The organism is Elusimicrobiaceae bacterium (assembly GCA_017528825.1).
Classification (GTDB): domain Bacteria; phylum Elusimicrobiota; class Elusimicrobia; order Elusimicrobiales; family Elusimicrobiaceae; genus Avelusimicrobium.
The window spans coordinates 72612-99002 of record JAFXOI010000003.1; the positions used below are offsets into that span (position 1 = coordinate 72612).

General features: G+C 44.5%; 24 protein-coding genes, 1 tRNA gene and 1 pseudogene. 18 read left to right on the forward strand and 8 right to left on the reverse strand.

Translation table 11 applies throughout. From position 1 onward, the window contains the following. Window positions 1-43: 43 nt before the first annotated feature. The 3 genes and pseudogenes from IKN49_01385 to IKN49_01395 all read left to right on the forward strand — a co-directional run bounded on the left by IKN49_01385 (window position 44) and on the right by IKN49_01395 (window position 3281). Entirely contained in the window at window positions 44-1324 is a 1281-nt protein-coding gene (locus IKN49_01385; protein ID MBR3631710.1) for a hypothetical protein, read from the forward strand. Beyond that, a complete protein-coding gene (gene waaF / locus IKN49_01390; GenBank protein ID MBR3631711.1) occupies window positions 1305-2837 on the forward strand; it encodes a lipopolysaccharide heptosyltransferase II in 1533 nt (510 codons plus the stop codon). Before IKN49_01385 ends, waaF begins: the two co-directional genes overlap by 20 nt. 339 nt (window positions 2838-3176) lie before the next feature. Then, window positions 3177-3281, forward strand: a pseudogene (locus IKN49_01395) (prepilin-type N-terminal cleavage/methylation domain-containing protein). A gap of 480 nt (window positions 3282-3761) precedes the next feature. On the opposite strand, the gene IKN49_01400 reads toward IKN49_01395, so the two are convergent. Beyond that, window positions 3762-5063 carry an MFS transporter gene (locus IKN49_01400; GenBank protein ID MBR3631712.1) on the reverse strand — a complete coding sequence of 434 codons (1302 nt, stop codon included), beginning with the start codon at window positions 5061-5063 and terminating at the stop codon, window positions 3762-3764. A gap of 152 nt (window positions 5064-5215) precedes the next feature. On the opposite strand from IKN49_01400, the gene IKN49_01405 reads away from it, so the two are divergent. The 3 genes from IKN49_01405 (at window position 5216) to IKN49_01415 (ending at window position 8185) form a co-directional block, all read left to right on the forward strand. Beyond that, the gene (locus IKN49_01405) at window positions 5216-5710 is read left to right on the forward strand and encodes a YajQ family cyclic di-GMP-binding protein (protein MBR3631713.1); all 495 of its coding nucleotides are present in this window, start codon (window positions 5216-5218) and stop codon (window positions 5708-5710) included. A gap of 8 nt (window positions 5711-5718) precedes the next feature. Further along, window positions 5719-6969 (forward strand): tetratricopeptide repeat protein, encoded by a 1251-nt coding sequence (locus IKN49_01410; protein MBR3631714.1) that lies wholly within the window; start codon window positions 5719-5721, stop codon window positions 6967-6969. Window positions 6970-7186: 217 nt separating this feature from the next. After that, window positions 7187-8185, forward strand: coding sequence for a prepilin-type N-terminal cleavage/methylation domain-containing protein (locus IKN49_01415; protein MBR3631715.1), 999 nt, complete (start codon window positions 7187-7189; stop codon window positions 8183-8185). Here IKN49_01415 and IKN49_01420 read toward each other — a convergent pair. After that, window positions 8182-9513, reverse strand: coding sequence for an excinuclease ABC subunit UvrC (locus IKN49_01420; GenBank protein ID MBR3631716.1), 1332 nt, complete (start codon window positions 9511-9513; stop codon window positions 8182-8184). The two genes, IKN49_01415 and IKN49_01420, sit on opposite strands and share 4 nt — an antisense overlap. Before the next feature lie 114 nt (window positions 9514-9627). On the opposite strand from IKN49_01420, the gene rpsT reads away from it, so the two are divergent. Next, window positions 9628-9966, forward strand: coding sequence for a 30S ribosomal protein S20 (rpsT, locus tag IKN49_01425; GenBank protein MBR3631717.1), 339 nt, complete (start codon window positions 9628-9630; stop codon window positions 9964-9966). Between the two features lie 110 nt (window positions 9967-10076). Here rpsT and IKN49_01430 read toward each other — a convergent pair whose 3' ends face one another. Both IKN49_01430 and IKN49_01435 read right to left on the reverse strand, forming a co-directional pair. Further along, window positions 10077-12155 (reverse strand): glycine--tRNA ligase subunit beta, encoded by a 2079-nt coding sequence (locus IKN49_01430; protein ID MBR3631718.1) that lies wholly within the window; start codon window positions 12153-12155, stop codon window positions 10077-10079. Next, the gene (locus IKN49_01435; GenBank protein MBR3631719.1) at window positions 12152-13027 is read right to left on the reverse strand and encodes a glycine--tRNA ligase subunit alpha; all 876 of its coding nucleotides are present in this window, start codon (window positions 13025-13027) and stop codon (window positions 12152-12154) included. The genes IKN49_01430 and IKN49_01435 overlap by 4 nt, the downstream gene beginning before the upstream one ends. Before the next feature lie 63 nt (window positions 13028-13090). Between IKN49_01435 and IKN49_01440 the strand changes: the two genes are divergently transcribed. After that, a complete protein-coding gene (locus IKN49_01440) occupies window positions 13091-13747 on the forward strand; it encodes an HAD family phosphatase (GenBank protein ID MBR3631720.1) in 657 nt (218 codons plus the stop codon). A 4-nt stretch (window positions 13748-13751) separates the two neighbouring features. On the opposite strand, the gene recO is transcribed toward IKN49_01440, so the two are convergent. Then, window positions 13752-14477, reverse strand: coding sequence for a DNA repair protein RecO (gene recO / locus IKN49_01445; protein ID MBR3631721.1), 726 nt, complete (start codon window positions 14475-14477; stop codon window positions 13752-13754). A 184-nt stretch (window positions 14478-14661) separates the two neighbouring features. Between recO and rpmH the strand changes: the two genes are divergently transcribed. The 5 genes from rpmH to IKN49_01470 all read left to right on the forward strand — a co-directional run bounded on the left by rpmH (window position 14662) and on the right by IKN49_01470 (window position 18232). Then, window positions 14662-14799 carry a 50S ribosomal protein L34 gene (rpmH, locus tag IKN49_01450; GenBank protein MBR3631722.1) on the forward strand — a complete coding sequence of 46 codons (138 nt, stop codon included), beginning with the start codon at window positions 14662-14664 and terminating at the stop codon, window positions 14797-14799. A gap of 1 nt (window position 14800) precedes the next feature. Then, window positions 14801-15163: a ribonuclease P protein component gene (gene rnpA / locus IKN49_01455; protein ID MBR3631723.1), complete on the forward strand. Its 363-nt coding sequence runs from the start codon at window positions 14801-14803 to the stop codon at window positions 15161-15163. A gap of 26 nt (window positions 15164-15189) precedes the next feature. Continuing rightward, window positions 15190-15426, forward strand: a complete 237-nt coding sequence (yidD, locus tag IKN49_01460; GenBank protein MBR3631724.1) for a membrane protein insertion efficiency factor YidD — start codon at window positions 15190-15192, stop codon at window positions 15424-15426. Between the two features lie 68 nt (window positions 15427-15494). Then, window positions 15495-17072, forward strand: coding sequence for a membrane protein insertase YidC (gene yidC, locus IKN49_01465; GenBank protein MBR3631725.1), 1578 nt, complete (start codon window positions 15495-15497; stop codon window positions 17070-17072). A 14-nt stretch (window positions 17073-17086) separates the two neighbouring features. Continuing rightward, entirely contained in the window at window positions 17087-18232 is a 1146-nt protein-coding gene (locus IKN49_01470) for a Jag N-terminal domain-containing protein (protein MBR3631726.1), read from the forward strand. Between the two features lie 73 nt (window positions 18233-18305). Here the strand turns inward: IKN49_01470 and IKN49_01475 are convergent, their stop codons facing one another. Continuing rightward, on the reverse strand, window positions 18306-19373 hold the full coding sequence (locus IKN49_01475) for a toxin-antitoxin system YwqK family antitoxin (protein ID MBR3631727.1): 1068 nt from the start codon (window positions 19371-19373) through the stop codon (window positions 18306-18308). Between the two features lie 119 nt (window positions 19374-19492). Between IKN49_01475 and trxA the strand changes: the two genes are divergently transcribed. The 4 genes from trxA to rho all read left to right on the forward strand — a co-directional run bounded on the left by trxA (window position 19493) and on the right by rho (window position 24721). Further along, window positions 19493-19813, forward strand: a complete 321-nt coding sequence (gene trxA, locus IKN49_01480) for a thioredoxin (protein MBR3631728.1) — start codon at window positions 19493-19495, stop codon at window positions 19811-19813. Between the two features lie 245 nt (window positions 19814-20058). Beyond that, the gene (gene polA / locus IKN49_01485) at window positions 20059-22650 is read left to right on the forward strand and encodes a DNA polymerase I (protein MBR3631729.1); all 2592 of its coding nucleotides are present in this window, start codon (window positions 20059-20061) and stop codon (window positions 22648-22650) included. 4 nt (window positions 22651-22654) lie between these two features. Next, window positions 22655-23239 (forward strand): dephospho-CoA kinase, encoded by a 585-nt coding sequence (gene coaE / locus IKN49_01490; protein MBR3631730.1) that lies wholly within the window; start codon window positions 22655-22657, stop codon window positions 23237-23239. 225 nt (window positions 23240-23464) lie between these two features. After that, window positions 23465-24721 carry a transcription termination factor Rho gene (rho, locus tag IKN49_01495; GenBank protein ID MBR3631731.1) on the forward strand — a complete coding sequence of 419 codons (1257 nt, stop codon included), beginning with the start codon at window positions 23465-23467 and terminating at the stop codon, window positions 24719-24721. Window positions 24722-24790: 69 nt separating this feature from the next. Here rho and IKN49_01500 read toward each other — a convergent pair. Next, window positions 24791-24864: transfer RNA gene (locus IKN49_01500), tRNA-Arg, on the reverse strand. A gap of 62 nt (window positions 24865-24926) precedes the next feature. Here IKN49_01500 and IKN49_01505 point away from each other — a divergent pair. Then, the gene (locus tag IKN49_01505; GenBank protein MBR3631732.1) at window positions 24927-25088 is read left to right on the forward strand and encodes a hypothetical protein; all 162 of its coding nucleotides are present in this window, start codon (window positions 24927-24929) and stop codon (window positions 25086-25088) included. A gap of 76 nt (window positions 25089-25164) precedes the next feature. On the opposite strand, the gene IKN49_01510 is transcribed toward IKN49_01505, so the two are convergent. Continuing rightward, a complete protein-coding gene (locus IKN49_01510; GenBank protein ID MBR3631733.1) occupies window positions 25165-26337 on the reverse strand; it encodes a hypothetical protein in 1173 nt (390 codons plus the stop codon). Between the last annotated feature and the right edge of the window lie 54 nt (window positions 26338-26391).

The window sequence follows — 26391 nt, forward strand, 5'->3', positions numbered from 1 at the left end:
TAAAAGGATGCGTGTAGGCAAGACAAAATTATATAATACTCTTATGGGACAGTTTTTATTGCTGTTAACCAATTTGGCGTTTCCGTTTGCGGCGTTATGGGTACTACTCGGGTTTGTTTTTTCACCTCGGCGCCGCGTGCTTAAGACCTTAAAGCAAGAGCTTCGGGAACGTTTTGCATTGGAGCCGGTAGATATGATTCCGCAAGGCGCCTTGTGGATTCATTGCGCTAGCGTGGGAGAGGTGCGTTCGGTAGCCGGCTTGATTGATGAATTGAAAAATTTTTACCAAAAGGAAGTAATGGTCACCACCAGTACGGCCGCTGGGCGAGCAGAAGCGGCCAAAAATCCGGCTATTACCAAAGCATTGCTGGCACCCCTTGATTTTTATCCTTTTGTTCGGCGTTTTATTGCCCATGCTCAACCGTATCGGTTATTTGTAGTAGAGCGGGAGATTTGGCCCAATATGTTGGCGGCGGCTCATCGGGCACAGGTGCCGGTGATGTTGTTGAATGCCCGTATTTCCCGTAAAAGTACGCGGGCATACCGATGGGTGCGGCCCTTGTTTGCTAAGCTCTTTGGACAAGTGGTGCTGGCTACTATGCAAGAGCAGGATGCCGCTGAGCGTTACAGTAGTTTAGGATTGCCTGCCGACAGAATTGTCGTGTGCGGAAATGTAAAGTACGACACCTTACATGATCAGCCGGCTAAGTTAAAAGAAGCCCGCGCGCTTATCGAACAGTTAGGTTGGCAAAATAGCCCTGTTTTAGTGTGTGGCAGTACGCATCCGCTAGAAGAAGAAATTATCTTGCAATCTTTGCCGGACTGGAATAAACAAGGCGTAAAAGTGATTTTTGCTCCGCGTCATTTAGAGCGGAAAGAAGAAATTAAAGCCGCTTTACAGGCAAGGCCGTTTGCTTTTGGATTTGTCAGCGAGGGTAATTTCCCCGCTAATTGTGCCATCGTGTGCGCGGATACAATGGGGTTTTTGCAATCTTTGTATGCTTGTGCGACCCTGACCTTTGTGGGGGGAAGTATTGCTCCGCGCGGTGCGCATAATTTGTTAGAACCGGCCATTTTGAAAAAAGTGGTATTATTTGGGAAGAGCTTTTATAATACGCCCGATACAGCACATGCCTTGCTGTCTTGTGGCGGGGGAATTTTAGTAGATAAAGAGAATTTGAAAGATACCGTACTGCGTTTGCTCAAAGATCCGGCCGCTTTGGACAATATGGCTACCAAAGCTCGTCAGACGGCCCTCGATTTTAAGGGAGCGACGCAAAAAATTATGGAGGCAGTAAAAAATTATGAGCGAAAATCAGCCTAAAATTTTAGTAGTTCGTTTGTCTTCGTTAGGAGATATTGTTTTATCTTCTGCTGTGTTCAAAAACTTGAAAGCCAAATGGCCTAAGAGCCATATCACATTGTTAGTCAAACCCCAGTTTGCTCAAGTGCTGGCGGGGCACCCCGATATTGACGAAATTATGGTCGCCAAGAAGGGTTTATGGGGTAATGTCCGTCAGGTGCGGGCCGGCCATTTTACCCACTTTTTGGATTTGCACTCTACGTTCAAAACCATGTTAATCGGAGCGTTTAGCCAAATTCCGAACCGTTTGCGTTACAGCAAAAACCCAATTGCTCGTCGTCTATATGTGAAATTTCGCAAAAATTCGCCGGTACTGGAAAAACATACCTTGCAACGCTACTTAGAGGTGTTAGCAGGGTGGGATGTACCTATAAAATACACGGCGCCGGAACTGGGAGACTGGGCTTATAAAAATGTGGAGCTGGAAGGAAAGAAAGTAAATAAAATCGGTATTTTCCAAACTTCCTTTATTGGCGATAGCGTACTTACCACTCCGCTGATCCAAAAAACGGCCAAATTATTCCCGGAAGCTAAAATTGTGGTCATCACTCGTCCGCAAACGGAAGATATTTTCCGTCCGATGCCGGAAGTGGACGAAATTATCCTAAATGATAAAAAGGGACTTAATAAAATCTTCGGTGTATGGAAAACGGCTCAAGCCATTAAAGCTAGCGGTATTGATATTTTGCTGGTACCGCATCGCAGTTTTAGAAGTGCGTTTATTGCGTGGCTGAGTGAAGTGCCTATCCGGATTGGTTTTACCTCCAGCGAAGGATGGTTCCTGTACACAAAAACAGTTCCGTTTAGCTGGATGATTCACGATGCGGAGCGCAATTTATCTTTGTTGCATGGAATTGTGAAAGAGAATTTCAAAGCTGAAAAATTAAACATGCAATATGCGCCCAGTGCCGAAGAGAACGTGGCGCGTTTGATGAAAGATTTTAATTTGGAAGGCAAAACATTAATTGGTATTCACCCGGGGTCTGCTTGGGCTACCAAATGCTGGCCGTTTGAAAATTTTGTCGAACTGATTAGCCGTATTGAAACGGAATTGCACTTGCAAACGGTTATTATCGGCGGTGGCCAAAAAGATGCGGACTTGGGCGAAAAGTTATGCCAGCTTTCCCAAGGTCATGCCGCTAACCTGTGCGGTAAGACCAGCTTGGCCGATTTGATGGCACTGATGGGCCATTTCAAATTATTTATTACCAATGATTCCGGTCCGATGCATATTGCTACTGCTTTTAATGTGCCCACGCTGGCTATTTTCGGCCCGACCACTAAGGAATTAGGCTTTTTCCCGTATGGGCATGGGCATCGCGTGCTAGAGGTGAAAGGTTTGGATTGCCGGCCTTGCGCCTTACATGGCGGCAACAAATGTCCGCAAGGTCATTTCAAATGCATGCGTTTAATTACGGTAGATAACGTATTTAACAATGTAAAAGAAATGTTGCATGAAAACAAAGTAATTTAACGTTTGGATAGAAAACACGATCCCCCAGCTATTGAGGCCGGGGGATTTTTTTGTTTTCTTTTTGGCCGTTTTTTCGTCATCCCTGCCCTCCGTCATCCCCGAGATTTGTAGTCGGGGATCTATTTCCTTTGGCTGTTTTGTCGTCGAGAAATAAAAAAGACTTGACATCGTTTTTTTTTTTAGTATAATTTAAAAAATTAATTCCCGGCCGTGCGTTATTTTGCAGAAAACACACACGTCATCTTGCAGTGTTGTAATGCGGGATATAAGTAGTTTTGCAACAACATTATACCCCGCACAGAAACCTTGCGGGGTGACGGCAGGGAAAAAGGAGGTTGTATGAAAAAAGGATTCACGCTTATTGAGTTATTAGTAGTTGTATTAATTATCGGTATTTTATCGGCTATTGCGTTGCCGCAGTATCAGAAAGCAGTAGAAAAATCACGCATTTCCGAAGCTCGTATTATGCTTAATTCTCTATATAAAAACTATCAATTGTGTGTATTACAAAACGGAATGGATGATAATTCTTGTACGTATGAAGATGAAACAACAAATTTATTTACTCAAATGGACATTGGTTTTCCCGGACCTATAACTACAAATTGTATGTTGGATGAAGATGTTATATGTTATAACACAAAAGATTGGAGTTTTGGACTTGATGATGACCATAGTTATATATTTGCGGAACGTATCAAAAGCGAAAGTATTCCGTATTGGTTGCTTTTACAACTTTCATCGGGAGAGATAACCTGTGGAAACAATGATGAAAGTGTCTGTGAAAGTATTTGTGGTGGCGATCAGTGTGTATTAAACTAGTTTGACTTCTGCAAACAAAATATATCGATGGCGATTTATAATTGAATTATCTAACAAAACACCCCGCAGAAATCTGCGGGGTGTTTTTACAGAGCTTAAACCTTAATTTTGTTGCGGTTTGTGTTCGTACTTAAACATAAACGCAAACAAAATAGCTACCACTAAAGCAAATCCCGCAAAAATGAACCAGGATTCACTCCACCCGTCTTTAATCATTTGAGACAAGTACATCGGATAAACACCGTCAACCTTAAGAGCGGGATTGGCGTGCACATAGACCAAGTTGTTGATAACCTTTTGGGCCGCTAAAGAGCCGATAGCCGCGCCAAAACCGTTGGTCATCAGCATAAATACACCCTGTGCGCTAGAGCGGATGGAAGCATCAGTTTCTTGGTCCACATACAAAGAGCCGGAAATGTTGAAGAAGTCAAACGCCACGCCGTACACAATCATAGAGGCGATTAATAACAACATACCTACCGCGGTGGTCGGATTCCCTAAACCCAAAAAGCCAAAGCGCAGTACCCAAGCAAACATACTGATCAGCATTACTTTTTTAATACCGTAGCGTTGGAGGAAGAACGGAATGAGCAAAATACACAAGGTTTCGGAAATCTGTGATAAAGAGACCAAAGCCGTGGCATTGTTGGCTCCCCAAGAGCCCGTAAAACCGGCCAGTTCGTTAAATCCGGTAATAAAGGGGCCGGCAAAACCGTTGGTCACTTGCAAAGACATTCCCAGTAACATAGAAAAGATGAAGAAAATTGCCATCTTTTTTTCTTTGAACAGAGCAAATGCTTTGAGACCCAAGGCTTCTGCCAAAGATTTGGCAGCGGTAGCACAGGTGGGGCAGTTCGGCATGGTAAAACAATAGAGTGCCAATACTACGCCTAAAATTGCGGAGAAATACCATTGCGCGTAGCTGAGTTGGAACTGGGCAAAGTTGGTAATCCACATGGCGGCGATAAAACCGACCGTACCAAATACGCGGATGGGAGGAAATACTTTTACAGTATCTAAATTTTGTTGGCGAAGTACCGTATAAGCTACAGAGTTGGACAACGCAATAGTGGGCATATAAAAGGCCACGCTGATGGTGTAGCAAGTAAATAAAGCGGTGAAATTAATCGTGCTTTGCGCACCGAAATAAGCGGCTCCGGCCATAAATATAGCGGCCAGTAAATGGCACAAGCCCAATAATTTTTGAGCCGGTACCCAGCGGTCCGCCACGATGCCGATCACGGCCGGCATAAAAAGAGACACAAAACCTTGTGTCGCATAAAACCAACCAATCTTATCACCGAGTCCAGCTCCCGCCAAAAAGATGCCCATAGAGGTTAGGTAGGCACCCCAAACGGCAAACTGGAGAAAGTTCATCACAGTCAGACGAGTTTTGATATACATAAGCATTTATCGGGCGGTACGGCTGCCCATACGACTAGTATTTCTCCTGTTTAGATTTCAGCGGAGGCACACACCCGCTGCTAACCTCATTGTACAAAAAATATATAATATATGTAATCCATTGATTTTTCGATAACCCGTAGGAGGTAATCATGGCAGATTATAGCTTTGATGTGGTCAGTAAAGTAGATTTGAACGTAATCGCGGAAGCCGTTAGTGCCGCCGATAAAGAAATTGCCAACCGATACGATTTTAAAGGTACTAATTCGAGCATTGAACTCAATCAAAAAGACAATGAGTTAAATTTGCGTTCCAGTGACGAATATAAGGTAGGCGCGTTACGGGACGTTTTGTTCACGCGTTTGGCCAAACGCGGCGTAGCTTTGAAAAACTTAACCCAAGGCAAAGTGGAAGCGGCTTTGGGCGGTACGGCCAAACAAAGCATTAAAATCCAACAAGGGATTCCGTCCGATAAAGCCAAAGAGATCTCCAAAACCATCAAAGATGCCAAATTAAAGGTGGCGGCCTCTATTCAGGGAGATCAACTGAGGGTGTCTTCTAAATCCAAAGATGAATTACAGGCCACGCAGGCTTTATTGCGGGAAAAAGATTTCGGATTAGACTTACAATTCACCAATTACAGATAGGAGCAGACATGAAAAAAGTTCTTTTAGCCTGTGTGTGCTGTTTGGGATGCGTACCGTTGTTGTCCGCGCAGGATGCGGCATTGTCGTTTTATCAGCAGGAAGCGCTAACCAAAGGGAAAACGACTCGTCAGGACCGTGCGTATGCCGGAGCCTTAGCGCAGGATTTGGACCAGTGGCTACAGGCCCATCCGGGGCATCAAGAAACCAAACAGGCCATGATGATGAAAGCCGATTATGCCCAGCGGGCAAATTGGTTGGATATGGCGTTGATCACATGGTATCAGGTGCGTTTTTATTTTCCTTCACCGCAAGAAGTGGCGTTACTGTCTGCTAACGTAGAACAAGCAATGGATGAATTAAACCACCGCCAAAAAGGCCAAGCCTTGCAGCTTTTGACGCAAGATACTTCTGCTCTAAAGACCTTGCAAGCCCGACAAGCGGCCTTGTTGACCCAGTTGGTGCAAACGAATTTGGAGAAAGTGTATCAACCGGTCAATGTGCTGTTTGAAGAATATTTTACCCAAAATCCGAAAGACGAACAATTGGACAAAATGACGCTCTTATATGGGGATTGGCACCGCCAAAATAAAAACTACTATGCGGCCATCCTCGAATATAACAAAGTGTATAAATTATTCCCCAACACGGCGTATAAAGCCGCCAGCTTGCGTATGATTGCAGATGTGTACGCGGCTGATTTAAGAGAATATGACACTGCCGCGGCTCTGTATGACCAAGTATTAAAGCAATATCCGGACTCGGCCGAAATCGGGATTGTATACAAACATTTGGCCGTCATGGAAGAAAACCGAAAAAATTACGACGAGGCCTTGGTGTATTATGACAAAGCCATTGCGGACTTGGGAGGCAAACCGAGCGCTTACGACGCTTGGCGCGGTAAAGCCGATGTGTTAATTAAAACCAAATCATATCAAGCCGCTTACGAAACGCTGATGCAGGGAGCAAATGCTTTTGCGGGAGATGAAAAAAAGCAGGTGGCTCTGTGGACGGAAGCGGCGCAAGTGGCGCAACGCCGTTTGAAAAATCCGGCTTTGGAAACGGCTGCTTTGGACAAAGCCTTGCTGACCTATCCGCAAACCCAACAGGCCCCCGAACTTATGTATGAAGCGGCCTATGCCTATGAGCAACAAGGCAGACCTAGCCAAGCCGCCGAAATATACCAACGTTTAATTATCCATTATCCTACCGATAAATGGGCCTCGCGCGCGCAAGGCAGATTAAATAAGTTGCTGAAATAAATTTACATAACCCCAACTTGCAAACATCCTCCTCTACCAAGGAGGATGTTTTTTTGGTCGTTTTCTCGTCGGGAAATAAAAAAGGCTTGACTTGTTTTTTTTTTTTGCTACGATTTTCTTATGCGCTGAAGTGTTTGTGACACTTTTGTCGTTTACGTTGTTTCTAACTGTGTTTTTGAAGGAAAAAACAGTTGTTTATTTTTAGTTGGGAGGAATTATGAAAAGAGGTTTTACCCTAGTTGAATTGCTAGTTGTTGTACTGATTATTGGTATTTTATCAGCCATTGCTATCCCTATGTATCAAGGGGCAGTGGATAAGAGCCATTGGAGCACAATGCTCCCGGGAGCTAAAGCGATAAAAGATGCGGAAGAAGCTATCAAAATGAGCAATGGACTATATACTGCTAATATGGAAAATTTAGATGTTCGTATGCCAGACGGTGACGTGCAATATACCATAGAAACCATTAATGACGACGGCAGTGTCAATGTTGTTCGAGCGACAAACAGCAAACTACCTAATGTGCGATTATCTAGTTATTTAGATGAAAATGTAAATTTTGCAGGACAGTTACATTGTGAAGCAAACGACGGCCCGGAAGGCCGCGGCACCCGTCTATGTGAAAAACTACTGGGCGGGCAATATGTGATGTCAGTAGACGGTGGTTATACCGCCTATTTATTAGACCAAGAAATAGACGAAGGTACCTGTAAACATGCAGAGCAAAGTTGGAGTTCTAGTAAAACAAAATGCTACCGGACTAATGCGGCCCGGTGTGAGGCATTAGGTAGTGATGATTTAGGTAATAAACAATGCGGTTATACCAATCAACATGGTAAAGAAATCGGAGCAGAATCCGTTTGTAGAGCTACTTCTGGTGGATATGCTAATAATTATGATGTGGGGTGCAATAGTAGTATCGTTAGTAATGGCGGAGAATGTATTGCAGATGCGTTTGGCGGATGTCATCATGCTGAAATTAATCAGGGAGGAAAGTGTGTTGGTAATCATCAAGACGGGTGTAATTATATCACAGTTAATGCCGGCGGCATCTGCGAGGCCAGTGTAATGGCAGGGTGTTCTCATATGACGGTAAATAGTGGTGGAAAGTGTATTTCAAACGCATATTATGGTTGTTATGATGTGACGTATGTTGGAACGGGTTGTTGTGAAGGACAGAATTGTCCCTCCGACCACAAATGTCCGCAAAATTAGTTCTTATGCCCTTCATTAGACAGCGCGGCTTTGTTGCGCAGTTTGCGGTGATAGGTGATGGCAAAGCGGTGCACTTCGTCGCGTATTTCCATGAGTAAATTAAGCGCCGGATCTCCCAGCGGCAGTTTAATACTCTCTTCTTGGCCGGGTACATAAATTCCTTCGTGCGTTTCCGCTAGCGAAATCATGGGGATATATAGCCCGGCCTTATCACAAGCGTTTAGCGCGGCGGTAATTTGCGCTTTGCCGCCGTCTAACAAAAATAAATCCGGCTTTTGACTGGGGTCTTTCTTGATTTGGCGTAGCCGGCGGAATACGCTCTCTTGCATCATGGTAAAATCACTGCCGCCGCGCGCGGGCAATTTAGATTTAATTTTGAATCGTCTGTAATGTTCGTGATTTTTCTCTCCGTTGATATAGCACACCATACAACCCACCGCCTCACGCCCAAATAAATGGGAATTATCAAAAGCTTCGATATGTGCCGGTAAGCGCGTCAAGCCCACAATGTGGGCCAAGCGTTTGAGTTTATCGGAATTGGCAATGGCGTCGGTAATTTTTTCGTCCTTATATTCGGCCACAATCACGCGCTCGCGCATGTGATCCAGCGCGCGTAAAAAATTGCGAAATACGGCGGCTTGTTCGTATTGCAATTTATCAGAGCAAGCCTTCATTTGGGTGGTGATTTGTTGGGTAATTTCCGTAAAATCCCCTTCTAAAAACAAAGTCATACGTCGAACAATAGCTTGATAGTCCTCGTAGGAAATTTTTCCGGCACACGGAGCCGGGCATAAACCGGTATGATAATAAATGCACGATTTAAAACGTTTCGGATCTAAGGGTTTTTGGCGGGAGAAACTCCACTTGCACGGACGTAGCGGCGCGTATTTGCTTTTCCATAAAAAGCGCATTAAACTGCGCACGATACTAGACTTGGGATAAGGCCCAAAATATAAATCCTTTCCCGGTAGTTTCTTGCGTGCAATCGAAAGCCGCGGAAAGTCTTCTGAAAGAGACAATTTTAAGTAAGGATACTGTTTGCCGTCTTTACCCAAGGAGTTAAAAAAGGGCTGGTATTTTTTAATTAATTTTTCTTCCAGCACCAGCGCATCTCTTTCCGAAGCGGCGGTGACATAGTCTATTTTCCATATTAGCGGCAGAAGGCTGGGCAATTTCCACCCGCGCGAATAGAGGTTGCTGTCTTGAAAGTATTGTTTGACACGGTCCGACAAATTTTTCGCTTTTCCGACGTAAATCACCGCTCCCTCGCGGGAACGCATGATATACACACCGGGTTTCTTAGGCAATAATTCAATACGCGGATCCATGGCGCTATTGTAGCATTTCTGGGTAGCGCGTAGGAAAAAGAAAGTTGACCCTTGGCTTTCAAATAGAGTAAAATATATAGCAAGAGAGATTTCTCGTGAGGAAAAATAATTAATATGGCAAAATTGAAAACTGGTAGACATACCGGCGCTTTGAAAGCGCAAAGACAAGCTGAGAAGAGAACTTCTCAAAATAAAGGCCTGATGAAAAAAGTACGCGTGGCTACTAAAAAAGTGCTCGCCGCTGTAAAGGCCGAAGCCGCCACCGTGGCTGAAGATTTGAAAAAAGCAGCTTCTAGCATTGATAAAGCTGCCAAAAAGAAAACTATCCACTGGAAAACGGCTGCTCGCAAAAAATCCCGCTTGGCTAAAGCTGTAAATAAAGGGACAAAAGCCCCGGCCAAAAAAACGGTTGCGAAAAAACCGGCCGTCAAAAAAACGGCCAAAGCCAAATAACTATTTAGTTAGTGAAACACCCCGCTCTTTCGAGCGGGGTGTTTTTTGTATATTAGAATAGAATAAAAAACCTCCGGTTGGGCCGGAGGTTTTTTATTGCAATTTATTTCCTATATCTTACTGATATCTACTAAGCCTTGCGTGAGTAGTTGGCGTACGCGCCATAATAGCGCGAGGCGGTTGTTGCGCACGGCTTTATCTTCCACATTGACCATGACGTCAGCAAAGAATTTTTCCAGCGGTCTGGCAAATTTGCCAAACGCGCTCAGTGTCCATAAGCAATCCTGCTCGCTTTGGCAACCGGCTGACAGAGCGGCAATCCTGTTTTCGGTCATGGTAATCACGGAGAATAATTCTTTTTCCGCATCCATTTTGAGCAAATCTTCTTTGACTTGTCCGTCGGAAGGTTCGGCCTTTTTCAAGATATTGCATACACGTTTGGCAGAATTGGCCGCGGCCAAAAAAGCCTCGCTATTGCGTTCTTTTTGCAGTACGCCAAGCAGTAACTCAATGTTCGGTAACGGCATTTTGTACCACGGATTGACCGCTTCCAACAAACCGGCTTCGTGACCGCGTTGTTGCATGAGCAATGCCAGACGTTGAAATAAAAAGTCTTTCAAAGCAGCTTCTGCTTGTTTGGTTTCTTTACCTTTATAAAGAGAAAATGCTTTTTGGAGCAATTGTTCTAAGGAAAGATCCAATCCCTTTTCCAATAAAATGCGTACTGCGCCAAACGCTTGACGGCGCAAAGCATAGGGGTCCTCACTACCGGTGGGGATTTGACCGATGATAAAATTGCCGGCCAGCGTATCTATTTTGCCGGCTAAAGATACAAAGGCTCCGGTCAAAGTTTCGGGCAGTTCCGACGAGGCGGATAGCGGCCAATAGGCTTGTGCCATGGCGTGGCCTTCTTCGGCGTGGCCTTCCAGTTCAGCATAGCGCCCGCCCATATACCCCTGCAATTCCGGAAATTCATAAACCACGCTGCTGGCTAAATCTGCATAGACGTAGCCGGCCGCATAAGTTACGGAATCTTTAATGGAATCTTCATGCAAGCGGTCGCATAGCCACATGGCCAGTTCTCGCGTGCGTTCGGATTTGTCCAGCAAAGTGCCGCATCCTTCTAAGAAAGTGCGGTCTGCCAATTTGTTTTTGAAATAGTCCAAGCTCTCTTTTTTATCATTCTCATAAAAGAAAACCGCATCGGACAAACGAGCAGACATTACCTTTTTAAATCCATCGCGTACTTCAGGCTGATTGACGGAAATGCCATCGCGTACCGCAATAAAATACGGCTGAATATCATTGTGCCCGTCAACTACCGGAAACATCTTGAGCTGCGTTTTGAACACGGTAGTGATCAAAAGTTTGGGCAACGTTAAAAATTGCAAATCAAAATCACCGGCTACTGCTACCGGATGCTCGGTAAAATAGACAATTTCTTCCACCAATTCCGGGTCTAAGTCCGCATGATAGCCGCGGGCTTTAGCTTCTGCCATTACTCCGCGTACCAGTGCTTCGCGGCGATCTTCGGGTAAAGCAAAAATGGGCTGCGGTTGATTTCTAAGCAGTTCTACATAATAATCTTTATCTGCTTTTTCCACACGGATAGGTTTGCGCCCAAAGGCAGTCAGCGGATAGGTGTAGCGGTTAGACTTCACGCCTGCTACAGTGAACGGAACTACCTTTGTGCCGTATAAACCGATTAAACTGCGTATCGGACGGCCCCATTTCAGTCCGCTTTCTTCCCACACCATATTTTTTGCAAATTCCATACCGGTAATAATATGGGTAAAAATTTCCGGTAAGAGCTTGGCGGTTTGTTCTCCTTTGATTTTAACATCCGCAAAAATGAAGGGGCCTTTGTCGGTTTCTTTAATCACCAGTTTTTCCGGTTTAAGGCCATTTTTTTGGGCAAACCCGGCACTTTGCGGTGTAAAGTTACCGTTGGCATCTTTTAATAGTTTGGCCGGAGGTCCTTTGACTTCTTTTTGAATATCGGCAGACTTTTCGGCAATTCCTTCAATGATCAAGCACAGACGGCGGTAGGTACCAAATGCGCTGACCGATTGATAAGTAATGCGATGTTCGTCGAGTAAATTTTTGGCCAACGTTTCCATTTGTTGCATGGCCGGTTTAACAAAGCGGGACGGCAAATGTTCACATCCGATTTCTAAAAAAGCGTTCATTGGGCGGTCTCCTCTTTCTTTTCTTCTTTGGACTCTACACTTTCCACATATACTTTAGCGCAGGCTTTGGCTAAATTGCGGATTTTGGTAATGATATTGGTGCGGTCCGATACAGAAATGGCGCCGCGTGCTTCCAACATATTAAAGAAGTGAGATACACGCATGGCGCATTCATAGGCGGGCAAGTAAAGCCCTTTTTTGCACAAGGCATGACACTCGGCTTCATTTTCCTCAATATCACGGCGCAGACGTTCTACGCTGGACTCTTCAAAATAATAATGGGAAAACTGCCGTTCTTGTTCCCAATGTACATCGCGATAGGTAACATCGTCATTCCATCGCAAATCAAATACATTATCTACTTTCTGGCAATACATGGCAATACGTTCCAATCCGTAGGTAATTTCTACGGTAATGGGATTTAGACTATAACCGGCCATGTTTTGAAAGTATGTAAATTGCGTGATTTCCATGCCGTCTAACCAAATTTCCCAGCCGACGCCGGATGCACCCAAGGTGGGGGATTGCCAGTCATCTTCAATAAAGCGCACGTCGTGCTGTTTGGGGTCCAAACCAATAGCTTTTAAAGAATTGAGATAAATTTCCTGAATGTTGGCCGGGGCAGGTTTCATGATGACCTGATATTGATAGTATTTGCCCAAGCGATTGGGGTTTTCGCCGTAGCGGCCATCGGCAGGCCGGCGGCAAGGTTCCACGTAAGCGCGGTTCACCGGTGTCTTGGTCAGAGCGCCCAGTACAGTAGCGGGGTTAAAAGTACCCGCTCCTTTTTCCATATCATAAGGTTGCACTAAAATACAACCTTGTTTCTTCCAATAGTCATTTAAAGAAGAAATAATATCTTGAAAATTCATACCTTGTTTCATATAAGTATTATACAAAACCCAGTGGGTGGCTGTATTTGGTAAAATACAAATATGATTACAACGGCTATTTTTGATATGGACGGTACTTTGTTTAGCACAGAGCCCTTGTATTTCCAGTGCTATCAGGCGGCCGCACGGGAAATGGGGTTGGATTTTCCGTTTGAGTTGTTTGTGCGTTGTGTGGGAATAAGTCTAGAAGAAGCTTCTAAAATCATTAGAAATTACTACGGCAAAGAAGTAGATGTGCCGTATTTGTACGAAGCATGTGGCCGTAAGTTTGAACAATATATGGACAGTCATTTGATTGCTCCGAGGGCGGGGGTGGTAGAAATGTTGGAAGCCTTGCATAAACGCGGACTGAAAATAGGCATGGCTACTTCCAATGGCAGAGCGTGGGCGGAGCGCCTGCTTAGACAAGCAAATTTATTCCAGTATTTTAAATCCATTGTAACGGCGCAGGATGTTTCTAAACCTAAGCCGGACCCGGAAGTATATTTGCGTGCCGCTGCTCAGCTAAACAGTGGGGTGAGGGAATGTTTGGCTTTTGATGATTCGGTAGCCGGAGCTACGGCAGCTATTTCGGCTGGTATGCGAACCGTAGTGATTCCGGATTTGAAACAACCGGATTCATTTGTGCGCCAACATGCTTTTCGTATTTATGACGCTATGCCTCAAGCGTACGAGGAATTAGAAGAATTATTGTCTTAACCGGTTAATGTGCCGGTGCAGGTACCAGCTCTGTCTGCGTAGCCGCGTTCTCTTCTGTGGTCTCGAGATTTGTTGAGTGAAAAGCAAAAGTTTCTTCGGCTAGGCCGAACGGTTTGACGGTTTGCAACGGATAAGTTAAATACTGATTTAAAAAGCGGCGGCACACTTCTTGGCATTTGGCAAGAGACAGCAAATCTTCCGGTTCTGTAAATTCCAACTGATTAAAAGGCTCTTCATGTATGCGTTGCCAGAAAGTGGAAGTAATTTTCAAAACAGGATGATCCAGTCCAAAGCCGGCCGCTGTCATCAAGCGCAGTGTAAAAGCCGGTGCAAAAGCAGGGAGCGGATCGGCCGTTTCTAAAGATAACAAGGCTTGCAATAGTAAGTGGTATTTTTCCTCACTGGGCTGTCGTAAAGGCGTTAAGCGCATCATTAGTTCACAACAATGCAGAGCCAAGATTTGACGTTTAATGTTTTGCCGTATGGAAGGGAAAATATGCTGGATTTGCCCACCGGTAATAGTACCCAACGCATTCATACTGCGCTGATAAATGCGGTAATCGGCACAAGCAAAGGGTTCGCTAAAAGCTTTTAATTTTCCTTTGGCACGATTGACTCCCGGTATGCGCACATGCAAACGACCGTGCTGCAGCGTATAAAGCGCCACGACACGGTCCGCTTCCCGAAAATCTTGGCGGAAAAGTACAATACCGGTATCGGAAAATATCATATATATCAATGTAGCAAATTTGAAGACTTTTTGATAGAAAAAGAATATTTTTTTGGACAGAACTTTCTAGATTAAGCTATAATATATAAGTCCCTTTGGGGTGTAATACCCAACACAGGAAAATTTAACTTAATAATAGGAGATACGGGCCTGAGTTTTCTCCGCCCGTATAAATAGAAGCAACATGTTACCGACATATAGACCAAACAAAGCAAAAAGAGCTAAACACATTGGATTCCGTGCCCGCATGGCTACTGCCGGCGGCCGCAAAGTGCTCAGTTCCAGAAGAGCAAAAGGCCGTCACGAATTAATCCGGGCCTAATATGACTGCTCAGGGCTTGCCCAGAGACCGCCGCTTGCATTTGAAAAATGATTTTCAACAAATTATTCACGGCGGCGTTCGTGTGCAAGGCAAAGGCCTTGTTTTATGGTACAAGCCCGCTCCCTTTACCGGTGCAGACCGGCGGATGGGTTTAGTAGTATCCAAAAAGATAGGTAATGCGGTCGTACGTAACCGCATCAAACGGCTTCTTCGGGAAGCATTCAGATTAAACCGGGAAAATTTAGCAAGAGGAGTGGACTATATCTTTAGTCCCCGTTGTGGCGAACAATTAGTTTCCCTGCCGCAGGTACAACAAGCATTACAAGAAGTGTGTTACCGCGGTGGATTGTGGCAACCTAAATAGTTCTCCGCTGCCGCTATAAGCCAGAAATGCATAAGATTTCATTGTCGTTTCGAAAGTCTGTTTTGTATATGCTGCGTTTTGCAATAGCGCTGATTCGTCCTTTATTGGGTCCGCGCGGGGTGTGTCGTTTTACCCCTACTTGCAGCCAATATGCTTATGAGGCAATTGCCAAACATGGCGTGTGTAAAGGCACGTGGCTTGCTGTACGGCGTGTAAGTAAATGCCATCCGTTGCATGCGGGTGGATATGACCCAGTTCCTTAATTTCCGGACTGAAACTTCTCTGATTAGAGGCCTGCCGTTTTAGAACGGCCGTCTAAGCAGAGGTTTTTATGGACAGAAAGTTCCTAATGGCAGCCTTATGTTTTATGCTGCTGTTGACGGGGTATAATCAGTTTGTTTTGTTGCCCCGCGCTCAAAAACAGAAACAAGCCGCCGAGCAGCAATTGGCGGAAACCAAGAAAGAAATGGCCGCTTCGTTACCGGTGTCTAAGGTACAAGAAACGGCCCGCCCGGAAGAATTCATTTCCTTCCAGGCTCCCACCGCTCAAATTACCTTCTCTTCCAAAGGAGCGGGTATTAAGCACTTCTTATATCAAGATACTTTAGGAGAGGTAGATTTAACTCCCTATGCCGGGGAAGGATATTTTGCCACTCTGCCACAGTTGGATTTCCAGGAAGTAGAAAGAACCCAGCAATCTATTACATTTGTTGCTTCTGTGGTACCCGGGGTGGAACTGAGAAAGACTTATCAGTTTCTGGAAAATTCCCTTAGCCAACTAACATTGGTATTAGAAAATCAAACCAGTAAAGAAGTGACTTTGCCGGACTTTGCGGTAAATTTTGGTCCGGGCTTAGCTACGGTAAAAAGTGAATTAAACGATAATGAACGGGAATCAAAGGCGGTTTATTTGATTCAAGAATCGGGCAAGCGTAATCCTACTTTAGTGAAATTTACACAAAAAGATAAATCTCCGGTTTCTGGCAAAGACTGGATATGGGCCGGTTTAGAAAACCGTTATTTTTTAAGTGTTCTTATTCCTCAAAATTGGACGGCCGGCTCTTTGGAAACGCATAAAGAACCGGTTACCACACGAAAAAGAATGTGGGGACTCTTTGGAGAATCGGTGGTGGAAGGCCCTCAATTGTCTATTCAAGTGCCCTCTATCACATTGGCCGCCCATACTACGCAGGATTTGAAATCCGATTTCTATTTTGGGCCGAAGGATTATCAGTTATTCGAAACGTTGCCGTATCACTTGAGCCGCAGTATTGAGTTTGGCTTTTTTGGGGCCCTGGGGCGTCTGGCACGCAATGTGTTGGAACTATTCTATAGTTGGACGGGCAATTATGGGGTAGCCATTATCATGCTGACGGTGTTGTTGCAGTTGATTCTGTTCAAATTTACCCAAATGTCGCTCAAATCCAGTGCACAAATGAAAAAAGTGCAACCGGAAATGAAACGTTTGCAGGAAAAGTATAAAGGTAATCCGGAGATGTTGAACCGTGAAATGTTGGCTCTGTATCAAAAACATAAAATTAATCCGTTGGCCGGTTGTTTGCCGCTTTTGATTCAGTTGCCTATTTTCTTAGCATTATTTAATGCGTTGCGGACCTCCTGGTCCTTGCATGGTGCCAAATTTATTTGGTGGATTACCGATTTGTCATCCAAGGATCCGTATTATATCTTGCCGGTTTTGATGGGTGGAGTCATGTTCTTTCAACAACGTTCCACCATGCCTGGAGGAATGGATCCGGCACAGGCGGCCATGTTTAAGTATATGCCGCTTATTTTTACACTGCTGTTTATGAATTTCCCGTCCGGGCTGGTTTTGTATTGGTTAACCAACAGCCTGATTACCTTTGGTATTCAAACCTGGGTAAATAAAAAAATTGCTAACGCAAATTAAGGAGAAGAGATTTTATGCCTCACAAAATTAGAGTAGAAGCCAAAGAAGTATCCTTAGCTATTGAAAAAGGACTAAAAGATTTGGGTTTACGCCGTGATCAAGTGGAAATCAAGGTGCTGGAAAATCCGCGTAAGGGTTTTTTGGGTATCGGCTCGAAACCGGCTGTTGTGGAATTGCAAAAAAAACGATGGGCATCCGGTAATTTGGACGCGCAAATTTATATGGACGTGCCAAAGAAAAAACGTTCGTCTGGTAAAAAAGGAAATAACCGCAGGGGCCGTCGCCATGAAGGAGTGGCGGAATTTAAGCATGGGGGTCGACGTTCTTATAGCGCCCGGCATACTACCGAAAAAGCTCCGCGTGAAAATGAAGCTCAATTGTTGCCCTCTTTAGAGATCCAACAAGCGGTCATTCCGGACTTCTTAAAAGAGCCCTTGCAACAAGCCAAAAACTATTTAGAAGATGTACTGACACACATGGGAGTAAAAGTAGAAAACTTAAACGCCTGGTGGGATGAAAAACAAAATCGTATCTTACTGACTTTTGATTGTGATCATCCGGCAATCGTAATTGGCAAAGACGGGAAAACTTTGGAGGCCTTGCAGTATTTAGCTACGTTAAGTATTAGCCGCCATTTTGATAAACCTATTTCCGTGATTGCCGATACGCAGAATTATTGGCGCAAAGCAGAAGATAAAATCAATGCCGAACTGCAAACGGGAATTGAAAAAATTAAAAATGGATACAGCGTGTACCGCTTCCGCCCTATGAGCGCGCAACTGCGTCGTTATATTCACCGGGCAGCGGAAAATAATGAATTTGCTATCACTGTGTCTGAAGGGGAAGGACAATGGCGTAAAGTAACGTTGCGTCCTCGCCCGGCCGATAAACCGGTTCAAAAAACGGCTACACCCGCTACCGCGGAAGCAGTTGCCCCGGCTCAACCCGCACCGGCTACGACCCAGGCAGATCTGCCCTCCCAAACGGTTGCAGATAATGCACCCGCTGCCGTGGAAGAAATTCATGTAACAACGAGTTCTGTTACTGAAACGGTGACGGAAGGAGAAAAGCAGATGGTACAAACACAAGTGGAAGAAGTAACGGCTGTCACCGTATCGCAAGAACCTGTAACAGCAGTCGTTACCACAGAAGAAAAGTAACTGCTTGATAGAACTTTTTATTTACAAAACCCCGCTCGTAATGAGCGGGGTTTTTAATGGGTACAGCTGAAAATTACGATTTGCGTTTGCGCTCTGTATTTTGTAACAAGCTACCCCAGTGATATTCTTCACTGAGGAGCAAATTCCCGTTTTCTGCATATACTTTACGCGGTCCCTCTAACAGGCCTTCTGCATAAAATTCTTCCAGATATTTTTGCCCGTTTGGGAAAAAGCAAAAACGGTTCCCTTCTAAACGACCATTGTTGTAATTCTCTTGGTACCATAATTGTCCCTGTGGAAAATAAATCAAGCGTTGGCCCTGGAGTCTTCCGTTGAGAAAAGATTCTTGTATGTGAATGGTCCCATCTTGGAAAAACAGCGTGCGTTCTCCCTGTAGTTGGCCTTGTTGATAAGAAGCTGATATATACGCCTGCCCATTAGGGGAAGAGGCAACCCATTTTCCGTTGAGCTGGCCATGTGTATAGTTGGCAGAGATCGTGTTTTTGCCATGCATGTGGTAACTGTAATACATGGCTGGACCGTGCAATTGCCCTTTCACATACGTTTCATTAGAGATTAAATCTCCTTTCTCATTGTAACGTAACAGCGACCCTTCAATTTGATTATTTAGGTACGTTGTTTCTAAACGCAGCGTACCGTTTTCATCAAATTCTTTGACAGGGCCGTTAGGAATTTCTCCTAATTGTTCCAGTACGGATCCTTGGGGGGATAGAGTCTGCTCGGCGATTTCTTTGCCGTTCAGGTAGAAGGATAGGGTTCCTTTAGTGGTTTTCAAAGTAGTTCCCTTATAAGCATTGGCCGAGGCTGAAATAACTGAAATGGGAGTACCGTGCAGTGTATGATCGGACAGGTCAATAAGCACCCCATTTTTGTATTGTTCGGAGAAGGTGACTTCTCCGCTGTTTAGATCAATAATCTCCAAACTTCCGTCCAACTTTCCGTCCTTATAGTGTTTTGTAGTCTTGGTAGAGACCTTGAATTCATCTATTTCTCCGTCGGGCACTTCTCCAACAGAGTTGATGATATTTTGATCTTTATCCAAAAATTCTTTTGCTACCGGTTGGGCCCAGTAATAAAAGCGTCCTTCCGGTGTAACAATACAAATGAGTTTATCGTGCATAGACGTCTCCTTGCTTTATTGTACTATACTTTTTCTTTACTGTACACGGAAAAAACGCTTGACAGAGAGCTTTTTGGTTGGTAATCTGTAAGTATATATGTTGTTTACAAGGGGGCTGTATGAGCGAAGTAGTATTGACTGATGCAAATTTTGAGCAAGAAGTATTAAAAGACGAAGGGGTCGTTTTGGTGGATTTTTGGGCACCGTGGTGCGGTCCGTGTAAAATGTTGGGGCCGGTCGTGGAAGAATTGGCCAAAGAGTATGAAGGAAAAGTAAAAGTTTGTAAGTTAAATACTGACGATGGAGCTACCACCAGTTCCAGATACCGCATTACCTCTATCCCTACGTTAATTTTCTTCAAAAAAGGCGAAGTGGTAGCGCAATTATCCGGTTTACAAGCTAAGGCAGCATTGCAAGAAAAACTGAACTCTTTGTTATAAGACGGAAGATTTTATAAAACGCACCTTCCTTATGGGTCGCAGGAACACAAGCCACTCAAGACGCGCGGTTTTGGTTTAACAGAAGACCAGCAGGAAGCGTTACAGAAATATCGGCAAGAAACAAAGCAGTAAAGGTAGTATTAGTTGTTTACACGACGTGTGAGTCTTAAAAGCAAATCGGATGAGGTCGTGCAGGTCCTAAAAGAGCAAATTGCACGGACTAGATAATCATTGTAAACTGTTTTATGTCCTCGGAAAGCTCTCATACATTCTTTCTGATTGATGCACATGGTTTTTTACATCGTAATTACCATGCGTTGCCTAAATTGTCTACGTCCACCGGCCAAGAGGTGGGGGCGTTGTATGGTTTTGCGCGGTGGCTGGCTAAATTACTACAGGAAAAAAAACCGGCTTACGTAGCCGTTTGCTTTGATTCAAAAGGCGGTTGTGCTCGTAGAAAAATGTTACTCCCTACCTATAAAGCAAATCGTAAAAAACCGGAAGATGCACTGCTCAGCCAACTAAGTCTAGCTCGTGACATGGTGCGTGATATGGGGCTTGCGGTGGTGGCACAAGAAGGAATTGAGGCCGATGATTTAATGGCTTTCTTGGCTTTACAAGCCCAACAACAACATATTCCGAGTGTATTGGTTACTTCCGATAAAGATGTTTATCAATTTTTAAGTCCGCTGATTTCGGTTTGGCCTTCCGGCGGGAAAGAAGGAATTAAAGGACCGGAAGCGGCCGAAGAAAGATTTGGCGTGGCACAAACATTTTTGCCCGATTATTTTTCCATTGTAGGAGATAGCGCCGATAATGTGCCCGGTGTGGCAGGGGTAGGGCCTAAGACCACCGTGGAGTTAATTCGAACATTTGGCCATCTGGAAGATATTTTAAGAGCCGCTCAAAACGATGACCCTCGTATCAAACCGGCTTTGGCCAAAAAACTGCGCGAACAAGAAGGCAATGCCTTGTTGTCTAAACAATTAGTGGTGTTGGATCCTTCGTTACAAATGCCCTTTAACTTGGCTGACTACCAAGTACAACCGCCCGATCCGGCCCGCCTGGAAGCCATGTGTGCGCGCTATGAATTCAAAAATTTATTGCCGGCTTTTAAGTCTTCCGATGTTGCGGTTTCACAAATGCCGACAGACTTGTTTGCGGAGAAACATCCTTCTTCTCTTTCGCTTAAAGAAATCTTGGAATTGGCGCAGACTTCGACCAAAATAGGTTTGTATGTAGAAGATGAACATCTCTTGCTCTCTATTTCTGCTAGTCAATATACGGTACTTCCGGTGGCTGAGATACAACCGTGGGAACTAAATGACTTGCAACGCTTAGTATTTAATGATGCTATCTTAAAAGTAGGATATGACTTAAAGTTTACGCTGCGGGAATTGCAACTTTCATTAGAGGGACGAAGGATTCATTGTTTTGATGAGCGTTTGGCGCGTTATATGTTGGACCCGTCGGGAGATTTAAGCCCGGCCGGTACTATTGCCCATTATTTTTCAGCTTTAGTCAATCAAGAAGATCCCACGGTACGTTTGGCTGGATATAATGCCTATTTATTTGCTTTACACGAAAAATTGGAAGCAGAACTAAAAGCAAAGCAAATGTGGGATCTATACCAAACCTTAGAGCTGCCTCTGATGACGGTGCTGGCCGAGATGGAACATACCGGTATGAAGGTAGATTGCTCTTGGCTGGAAAGTTTCAAAATTCTGTTAGAACAGGAAATGGGGCAGTTACAAGACAGTATTAACAAAACAGCCGGCACTCCCATTAACATTCACTCCACGCGCCAATTAGGACAGCTTTTGTTTGAACAGTTAGCTCTTCCTCCCGTAAAGAAAACAAAAACAGGATATTCTACCGATGAAGAAGTGTTACAGCAAATCGCTTCTCTACATCCGGTAGTGCAACAGATTTTAGAATATCGGACCGATGCAAAATTGAAAGGGACGTACGTGGATAATTTATTATTGATGGCCGATGAGCAAGAGCGGGTGCATTCCTATTTAGACCAAACAGGTACGGTGACGGGACGGCTTTCCAGTTCTGCCCCTAATTTGCAGAACATTCCGGTACGAACGGAAAAAGGACGGCAATTGCGCCGGGCTTTTTGTGCCAGCCCAGGGAATGTACTGCTTAGTATTGACTACTCTCAGATTGATTTGCGTGTACTGGCCCATGAAAGTAAAGATCCTGTTTTAGTGCAGGCGTTCTTAGATGGGGGGGATATCCATACACAAACGGCTGCCCAAATTTTTAATGTGATGCCGCTGATGGTAACAGATCAAATGCGCTCTAGCGCGAAAGCGGTTAATTTTGGTATCATTTATGGGCAGGGACCTTTAGGTCTCTCTCAAGCCTTGCATATCCCCATGCGGCAAGCCAAAGAATATATCGATCAATATTTCCACCATTTTCAAGGAGTGCGTCGTTGGATAGATGAAAATGTGGCATTAGCAAGGCAAAATGGTTTTGTTAAAACGATGTTTGGCCATATTCGATATTTACCGGAGTTTAATATGGGCGTGGCAAGTATGGCTTCTTTTGCACAACGCGCCGCCATTAACACCATCGTACAAGGCGGATCGGCCGATATCATTAAAAAGGCCATGGTAAATATTTTTGAAGTATTGCGTAATACCCCGGTCAAAATGATTATGCAGGTGCACGATGAGTTAATTTTTGAAGTGCCGGAAAAAGAATTAGACGCATACGTTTCCGTTTTGAAAACACATATGCAGCAAGCAGTAACGCTGCGTGTACCATTGGTAGTGAGTGCGAAGGCAGGAGCCAATTGGTACGAACTTAAAAAGATATCATAACTTCATGCAAGTAAAACCAATCCCTTATTTAACGATAGGACTAACCGGCGGTATTGCCGGCGGCAAAAGTACTGCGTTGCAAGTATGGAAGAAAGCGGGCGCTTTCGTGCTGAGTTGTGATGAACTTGTACGGGAAATATCAGCCCGTCCCATTGTGCGACGTCAGTTGCAGACTTGGTGGGGCCGGTTAGACAAAACAGCTTTGGCAAAAATGATTTTTCAGCAACCTACCCAACGGGAAAAATTAGAACGTTTGATACATCCTTTGGTCAAAAAAGAAATGACTGCCCGTTTGAAAAAAGCATCTGCGCCGGTGCGAGTGGTAGAAGTTCCCTTATTGTTTGAAGCCGGATGGGAAAATCTTTTTGATATGACGGTAGCCGTGATCATGCCGGAAAAATTACGTACCAAGTGTGCCTGTCAACGCGGGTTAAGCAAAAGCGATTTTGTAAAGAGAAATAAAGCCCAGTGGCCGCAGTTGAAAAAAGCGGCACAGGCGGATGTTTGTATTATCAATGACGGCTCTGTAAAAGAGTTGGAACAGAAAGTATGTGCCTTAAATAATGCCTTAAAAAAATTTATTTTATAGTAAGGAGTCAGCATGTCAGAAAATACGCAGGAAAAGGCGGCCAAAACCGCTGCCACTAAGGTAGAAACTAAATCTGAAGGGAAAGAGGAAACAAAAGCGGCCTCTTCGCAAGAAAAGGGGCGCACAGGATACCGTCCGCAACGTCGTGTGATGCAAAAAACGGGCAATTCTTCTGCTCCCTATGCACCGCAACCGGCTACGCGCCAACCTAACGGTGCTAAACCCATGGACGCGCGCGAACTCAATAAGTTGAGTATTGCTGAACTGACTAAACTGGCCGTCAATTACAATATCGAAGATATTTCAGGATTGCGCAAAGCCGCTTTGATTGGAAAAATTGTCGCCATTCAGGCCAAACAAAATGGCTCCGTATACGGCGGGGGGGTATTGGAAATCTTGCCGGACGGGTTTGGGTTTTTGCGCTCGGTTGAAAATAATTATTTAGCGGGCCCGGAAGATATTTATGTATCTCCTTCTCAAATTAAACGTTTTGGTTTGCGCAAAGGGGACACCATTGAAGGACTAATTCGCCCACCCAAAGAAGGGGAACGGTTTTTTGCTATGTTGCAAGTGCAAAAAGTAAATGGTTTAGAATCGGCCAATGTATATAATCGTCCGTTGTTTGAAAATTTGACTCCTTTACATCCTAACGAACGTTTTACTTTGGAAATTGACAAAAATTCACTGACTCAGCGTGTAATTGATTTGATGTCGCCTATCGGAAAGGGACAGCGTGCCTTAATTGTGGCGGCGCCAAAGACCGGTAAAACGATGGTTATGCAAGCAATCGCCCATTCGTTAGAAGCCAATCACAAAGATGTTGTGTTGATGGTACTGCTCATAGATGAGCGACCTGAAGAAGTAACCGACATGGCGCGTAGCGTTAAGGGAGAAGTAGTGGCTTCTACCTTTGATGAACCGGCCGAACGCCATGTGCAAGTGGCCGAAATGGTGATTGAAAAAGCCAAACGCTTGGCGGAAATGGGGAAAGATGTAGTGATTTTATTGGATTCTATCACTCGTTTGGCCCGTGCATATAATACGGTAGCACCTTCTTCCGGGCGTGTGTTAACCGGTGGTTTAGAGGCAACTTCTTTACACAAACCCAAACGTTTCTTAGGAGCGGCCCGCAAATTGGAAGAGGGAGGTTCCTTGACCATTATTGCCAGTGCGCTGGTAGAAACGGGAAGCCGAATGGACGAAGTAATTTTCGAAGAATTTAAGGGAACCGGTAACAGCGAATTGTGCTTGGACCGCAAGTTATCCGAGCGGCGTATTTTCCCAGCGGTAGATATTAACCGCAGTTCTACACGTAAAGAAAATTTATTGCTTACGGAAGATGAACTCAATAAGATGTGGATTATCCGTAAGGTATTAGCTCCGTTAAGCAGTGTGGATGCCATGACCTTGCTACTGGATAAGTTATCTTCCACGAAATCTAATAAAGACTTTCTAAAGCAGATGGAAGGGAATGCTTTTTAAGTGCTAAATAGATTCATAAACTCCGGTCTAATCAGGCCGGAGTTTTTTGTAGAAGAAATTTGTAGAAAGTGCCCCCGGCGGGAGTCGAACTCGCAACTTTCTCCTTAGGACGGAGCTACTCTATCCAATTGAGTTACGGGGGCGTATCTTTATTTTACCAAGTTTATACGTTGGCTCCAAACAGTAATTAAAAATTGGAGCATCTTTGCAACATTATAATCCGCTGATTGACACTACCGTGGCCGCGTTATTTCAGGTCGCGTCGGAATGGAAATTAATTGCGCAAATGCCGTTTGGTCGGCCCACTGCTCCCGCCGATGAAAAAAGCTATGCTCCGTTATCTTCGCGCTTGCGTATAGAATCATAAAAGTTATGCCTATCAACAAGCACCCCGCCTATTTTGTAGGCGGGGTGCAATGCTTAAATCCAATCGGTTTTACGACTTATCTGGCTACTTTTTTCTGCGGCACGGTCGGACGAGTCGCACCGGCATTTTTCAGGTTCTGGCACATGACTTGCAGATCTTCTATGTGCATCATGTCTTTCTCTTTAGTGTCTTCTGACAGATAATGCAAATGTGCCATATTGTACAAGGCAGCCGCATTGCGCATAATAGTTTCACGTACGAGCTTGTCGTCTTGTATTTTCTCCAATTGTTGCGAACTCGCGCTCAAGAATGAATTGAAATCGGTATCAATGCGCGCGGCCATTAGCATGCTTTTCATATTGCTGGATTTGGCGGCGTGTGCAACATCTAAGCCGGTGAATAACACTAATGCGAAGGCCATCGGCTTGGCGGCTCCTTTATAAGCTATTTCATGCAAGAGCTGGTGGAGCGGCTTTAAGCCCGGGCGAACGGCTTTTGGGGTGACAAGAGTCTGCTCAAAAGTATAGACAGCCGTAGACTCTATTTCTTTTTCAATGCCCTTATGACGGAACACTTCCATTAAATAATGCAATTCCGTGTCAAAAAATTTCTTTTCTTCGGCAGATAAACTCTTATACCACGGTTCCGTTTTGATTTGCTTGAGCAATGCCTCGCGTGCTTCGGGGTTGGTGCTTCTTTCGAGCAAAGGACGATAGGCCTGCATATCAAATTCTTTGCTACCCGTTTTTAACATTATATTAGCCGGTCTGACATTGAACTGATGTTGCATTTTGGCCAGTTTTGCATTCAACTCGGCAATTTCTTTTTCATACGCTTCTTTTAACTCTTTACTGGCCACTTGTGTATTTTTCAGTTCTGTTTTTACAGTTTGGGTGCGTTGTTTGCTAACATGATGTCCACCTTTCAAGGTTTTATTTTGGGTTCTCAACGCTTTATTTTGAGCTTTTAAGGATTCATTCTCTTCTAAAGATTTTGCCAGTTTTTGCTCTGCTCTTTTGGTTCTTTCATTCATAGCAGTAGCATAGAGAGTAAAGAACATGGCTCCCACACTGGTCACTCCTGCCACGGTCAATAGGCCATAATGGTCGTTCAAAAAGGAAGCATCTTGGCGGGCTTGCCGTTGTACATCAACCAAAGAGACAAAAGAGTCAGCTTGGGCGAAAGCCATCGGTTGACTGAGTAAACCGACGGTTACGATAAGAGCTACGACTTTAATTAGTTTACGCATATACACCTCTTGGATTTAAGATACTTATATTGTAGAAAGCTGTTAGATTTGTCA

What these genes read in the sequence shown, in the direction of transcription:
- IKN49_01410 (MBR3631714.1), top strand. Translation starts at nt 5,719, where the DNA reads ATGAAAAAAGTTCTTTTAGCCTGTGTGTGCTGTTTGGGATGCGTACCG.
- IKN49_01400 (MBR3631712.1), bottom strand. Translation starts at nt 5,063, where the DNA reads ATGTATATCAAAACTCGTCTGACTGTGATGAACTTTCTCCAGTTTGCC.
- rpmH (MBR3631722.1), top strand. Translation starts at nt 14,662, where the DNA reads ATGTTACCGACATATAGACCAAACAAAGCAAAAAGAGCTAAACACATT.
- rho (MBR3631731.1), top strand. Translation starts at nt 23,465, where the DNA reads ATGGACGCGCGCGAACTCAATAAGTTGAGTATTGCTGAACTGACTAAA.
- recO (MBR3631721.1), bottom strand. Translation starts at nt 14,477, where the DNA reads ATGATATTTTCCGATACCGGTATTGTACTTTTCCGCCAAGATTTTCGG.
- IKN49_01435 (MBR3631719.1), bottom strand. Translation starts at nt 13,027, where the DNA reads ATGAATTTTCAAGATATTATTTCTTCTTTAAATGACTATTGGAAGAAA.
- IKN49_01475 (MBR3631727.1), bottom strand. Translation starts at nt 19,373, where the DNA reads ATGCACGATAAACTCATTTGTATTGTTACACCGGAAGGACGCTTTTAT.
- trxA (MBR3631728.1), top strand. Translation starts at nt 19,493, where the DNA reads ATGAGCGAAGTAGTATTGACTGATGCAAATTTTGAGCAAGAAGTATTA.
- coaE (MBR3631730.1), top strand. Translation starts at nt 22,655, where the DNA reads ATGCAAGTAAAACCAATCCCTTATTTAACGATAGGACTAACCGGCGGT.
- rnpA (MBR3631723.1), top strand. Translation starts at nt 14,801, where the DNA reads ATGACTGCTCAGGGCTTGCCCAGAGACCGCCGCTTGCATTTGAAAAAT.
- IKN49_01415 (MBR3631715.1), top strand. Translation starts at nt 7,187, where the DNA reads ATGAAAAGAGGTTTTACCCTAGTTGAATTGCTAGTTGTTGTACTGATT.
- IKN49_01385 (MBR3631710.1), top strand. Translation starts at nt 44, where the DNA reads ATGGGACAGTTTTTATTGCTGTTAACCAATTTGGCGTTTCCGTTTGCG.
- IKN49_01470 (MBR3631726.1), top strand. Translation starts at nt 17,087, where the DNA reads ATGCCTCACAAAATTAGAGTAGAAGCCAAAGAAGTATCCTTAGCTATT.
- IKN49_01430 (MBR3631718.1), bottom strand. Translation starts at nt 12,155, where the DNA reads ATGAACGCTTTTTTAGAAATCGGATGTGAACATTTGCCGTCCCGCTTT.
- polA (MBR3631729.1), top strand. Translation starts at nt 20,059, where the DNA reads ATGTCCTCGGAAAGCTCTCATACATTCTTTCTGATTGATGCACATGGT.
- IKN49_01440 (MBR3631720.1), top strand. Translation starts at nt 13,091, where the DNA reads ATGATTACAACGGCTATTTTTGATATGGACGGTACTTTGTTTAGCACA.
- rpsT (MBR3631717.1), top strand. Translation starts at nt 9,628, where the DNA reads ATGGCAAAATTGAAAACTGGTAGACATACCGGCGCTTTGAAAGCGCAA.
- yidD (MBR3631724.1), top strand. Translation starts at nt 15,190, where the DNA reads ATGCATAAGATTTCATTGTCGTTTCGAAAGTCTGTTTTGTATATGCTG.
- IKN49_01405 (MBR3631713.1), top strand. Translation starts at nt 5,216, where the DNA reads ATGGCAGATTATAGCTTTGATGTGGTCAGTAAAGTAGATTTGAACGTA.
- yidC (MBR3631725.1), top strand. Translation starts at nt 15,495, where the DNA reads ATGGACAGAAAGTTCCTAATGGCAGCCTTATGTTTTATGCTGCTGTTG.
- IKN49_01420 (MBR3631716.1), bottom strand. Translation starts at nt 9,513, where the DNA reads ATGGATCCGCGTATTGAATTATTGCCTAAGAAACCCGGTGTGTATATC.
- IKN49_01510 (MBR3631733.1), bottom strand. Translation starts at nt 26,337, where the DNA reads ATGCGTAAACTAATTAAAGTCGTAGCTCTTATCGTAACCGTCGGTTTA.
- waaF (MBR3631711.1), top strand. Translation starts at nt 1,305, where the DNA reads ATGAGCGAAAATCAGCCTAAAATTTTAGTAGTTCGTTTGTCTTCGTTA.